This window comes from Leucobacter soli (assembly GCF_042659205.1).
GTDB lineage: Bacteria > Actinomycetota > Actinomycetes > Actinomycetales > Microbacteriaceae > Leucobacter > Leucobacter soli.
Genome location: NZ_JBHSRW010000445.1, coordinates 1 through 817, shown reverse-complemented (window position 1 = coordinate 817; position 817 = coordinate 1). Strand labels below are relative to the sequence as shown.

Annotated in this window: 2 protein-coding genes; one reads left to right on the top strand and one right to left on the bottom strand. The window is 74.1% G+C overall.

Annotation, left to right across the window (positions count from 1 at the left end; all coding sequences use genetic code 11):
* The first annotated feature begins 4 nt into the window (after window positions 1–4).
* Window positions 5–130 (top strand): helix-turn-helix domain-containing protein, encoded by a 126-nt coding sequence (locus ACFPZL_RS13845; RefSeq protein WP_382335978.1) that lies wholly within the window; start codon window positions 5–7, stop codon window positions 128–130.
* A 101-nt stretch (window positions 131–231) separates the two neighbouring features.
* Here the strand turns inward: ACFPZL_RS13845 and ACFPZL_RS13840 are convergent.
* Window positions 232–817: SIMPL domain-containing protein (locus ACFPZL_RS13840; RefSeq protein ID WP_382335976.1), on the bottom strand; the 586-nt coding region annotated here is incomplete at its 5' end.

Below are 817 nucleotides of genomic sequence, written 5' to 3'. Positions count from 1 at the left end.
CGGCGTGCACCGGCACACGCTGCGCTCGCGCGTGCAGACCGCCGCGACGCTGCTGCAGCGCGATCTCGACGACCCCGACACGCGGGCGGAGCTGTGGGCTGCGCTGCGGGTGCTGGGCGCCACCGCCTGATCCGGGAACGCCGGATCCGCGAGTGCCGGATCCGCGACCTGTCTCGCACCCGGCGAGCCGACGAAGCCGTCGACTCATTCAGTCGGCTCAGTCGGGCCGGCTCAGACGGCCGCGAAGGTGCCCTCGATCTGCACGCGCACCTCGATCTCGCGGATCGTCACCTCGGGGGCGGCGCCATCCGCCATGGCCATCGCGCGCATGACGGGCGCCGTCCCGTCGGATCCTCCCCGAGCGTCCCGCACCGACACGATCTCGACGTCTGCGGCGGCGATGGCCGCGGCGTAGTCCTCGGCCGCCGCACGGGCGGCCTCCACGGCCTCGAGCCGCAACTCCCGCAGCACCGATCGCCGCCGCTCCGGGCTCAGCTCCCACGAGACCCGGGCATCCGCGCCGGCCTCCGCCAGATCGAGCATGAGCTCACCGACCGTCTCGAGCGCGGTGACCTCGATCGAGAGTCCCGCGCTCGCGTGGTACTCGACCACGCGCTCACCGCGCTCGTCGCGCCAGCTGGTGCTGTAGGTATCGATCGGATCCGCGACGTACCGCGCTGCCGCTCCGCCCGCGACCAGCTCCTTCGCCCGCGCCACGAGCCGGGCGTGCTCCTCGGTCGCCGTGCGCACGGCGTCCTCCCGCCGGGCCTCGACGATCGACACGCTCGCGTTCACGATGGCGCGGTCGGCCGGCAGC